Here is a 2,684-nt window from a genome sequence, read left to right as displayed (position 1 = left end):
TGGTTCAACAGGGGCAGAAGGAGGAGAAACAGTATCCAGAGATGAAGTGTCCTCCGGAGCAGAGGGCTCAGATGGCAACGACATAGAAAGTGGATCAGGGCGTGGAGAATCAACAGGATCAGAGGACGTAGAAGAAGGAGGGTCAGACATAAACGACGTAGAAAATGGATCGGGAGGAGGAGGATCGACAGGATCAGGGGATGTAGAAGAAGGAGAGTCAGATGTCAACGACGTAGAAAGTGGATCGGGAGGAGAAGATGGAGGATCAACAGGATCAGGGGATGTAGAAGAAGGAGAGTCAGATGTCAACGACGTAGAAAGTGGATCGGGGGGAGAGGATGGAGGATCAACAGGACCAGAGGACGTAGAAGAAGGAGAGTCAGATATCAACGACGTAGAAAGTGAATTGGGGGGAGAAGATGGAGGATCAACAGGACCAGAGGACGTAGAAGAAGGAGAGTCAGATATCAACGACGTAGAAAGTGAATTGGGGGGAGAAGATGGAGGATTAACAGGATGAGATAATGAAAACGAAGAAGGTTTACCAAATGGACCATTATAAGAACCTATTCTAGAAGAAATATAAACCCCTTCGAGTCGGAAATCCCAAAATTCCCCCTCACCTTCCACTAATCTTTGCGTAGCATCTGCTTCTCCAAAGGGCGAACCTGGACCATAACCACGAATACGATATTGATAAGGAAAACCTTTCACCGTAGTATAATCATCATAACCATTGGCGAGTCGAAAAGAACCTGCCTGCGCTGTTCCAGCAACTTGAATGAGTGAAATGCTTTGATCTTTTCCCTCATAGACTTCTTTACTTGCATATTTTGGAAAATTTTGCACATGAATGAATGTCGTTCCAGAAACATCCCCATAGATCAATATGCGATCCGTCTTTTGGGGATTAAACAAACCCTCATCATTCAAAAATGCATTCAACCTAATCTGAGCGTTTCCCTCAGCACTGTAGACTTTTTTATCTTTTGATGCGAGAATTTTATCTCCTGCACCTATATCTGCTTTTTTTCCAATGCATAGCGTTTGATAACCACTACCTTCATCAAAGATCAATGTGCTATTGGAAAGACTTAGAGAAGAAAGCGATGAAACAGATTCCTGTAAACCGTTGTATTTACTTTTAGTAAGATACCATTTTGAATAACGAATTAACTCTAAATCAATAACCGATCTATCCTCAACACGCGTACCTCCTGTAAGAGAGGAAGCGTTTGCTTTCACCAATAGAGAAGCATTATTTTCAGCTTTTAGCAACAAATCACCAGAGATTTTTGTTTCATCCGATAATTCAAGAGTGCCTTTTACTTCATAGTCTTTATTCCCCTTCGCATAAATCGCAATCCCGTCTGGAACTGTCATATTTGTCTCTGATAAATAAACAAATGCCCTCCCCGTGATAACTTTTTTGGTTTCTAAAATTTTTTCATCATCTCGTTGCCTCAACATTTTAGCAAGTTCTTCTGGAGCTAAAACATTAAAGCACAGTCCATATACTCCCTCACTCTGAACAGAAATATTGTTTTTTTCTATCTTAATACTTGTATTCTTAAAGCCATCTGGTGAAATATATTTTTGAATTAACTTACCATTATCATTTACATAACCTGAAAAGTTTTTCATCAAGAATGCATGCATATGGTTCAGCTGAATAAAATTGTTTTTCAAATGAACGTCACCACCTTGAAAAACCTCAAAAGCTTCTGGCAATACCCCCATAGCTCGATCACCATCTGTTAAAGTTTCCTCCCTCCTTCCTTGCCCCGTAATCCCCATAGTATCAAGAATATAGCGCCCCCCAAATCGAGTTGAAAATGAGCCAATCTGGTTAAAATTAACGGTACCGTCTGTCATTTTAACCATTGCATCAAAACCACTCATAATACCGATCCCTTTTACATTCAAGTTATCTGGCTCAATATTGATATTCACACTCACTAAAGCAATATCCGTTCCTCTCCCCCATGCATAAATAGCATGTGAAATCCCCTTAATTTCCCCTACTGTCATGCTAATAACGGCATTTTGAGCACGAAGAGCAGGTATATTCTTAAAATCTGAAGCTACTAGATTAATTGTTCCACCATTTCTTACATACGCCCCATACGCAGATATTTTATCTGGATCATCGCCATAAACTGTTATCTGAGACGCATTAACAATAGTGCCTGCTTTTTCTACATATATAGCTGCAATAGGTGCAATATGAGCAGACGTCTCTTGAGAACTTTTTAAGTAATAGATTTTATCTGCAAGAAAGTGTGTTTTTCTATCATCGCATTTATAAAATGCCCCTCCTGCATCACTTGAAGATCCTGCAGCACTAACATACGTAACCTGCAAAAAATAAAGAATAGCTGTTGTAACGTTGCATAAAAATACATATTTATGAAATACATAAATCATAACTCTTGCCGCCTTCTATTCCCCTACTTCTATTCATTGAAGAATAATATCTATATTTAAGCTAATAAAGTTCTCAAAATACAATAAATATAAAATGAAATATTTAATTTAATACTTAATATAACACTATATACTTATATATAAGTTATATATAAGTTACTATATAGTTTATGTATCGCTAAAAAAGGTGGCGCAATCCAGCAGAGAAACTCGTTCCAGAAAAACCAATTTTCTTAAATCTATGCTGATAAGTGACA

General features: G+C 38.5%; 1 protein-coding gene. It reads right to left on the bottom strand.

Going from position 1 to position 2,684, the window contains the following annotated elements; genetic code table 11:
- Positions 1-2,427 (bottom strand): autotransporter outer membrane beta-barrel domain-containing protein (locus ACFINK_RS09145; RefSeq protein ID WP_375638885.1); only part of this gene is annotated, 2,427 nt, incomplete at its 3' end.
- Positions 2,428-2,684: the final 257 nt, after the last annotated feature.

Origin of the sequence: Bartonella sp. AA16NXGY (assembly GCF_042197325.1) — a bacterium.
In the GTDB taxonomy this organism is placed as follows: Bacteria; Pseudomonadota; Alphaproteobacteria; order Rhizobiales; family Rhizobiaceae; genus Bartonella.
This window is presented reverse-complemented; position numbering and strand designations above follow the sequence as displayed.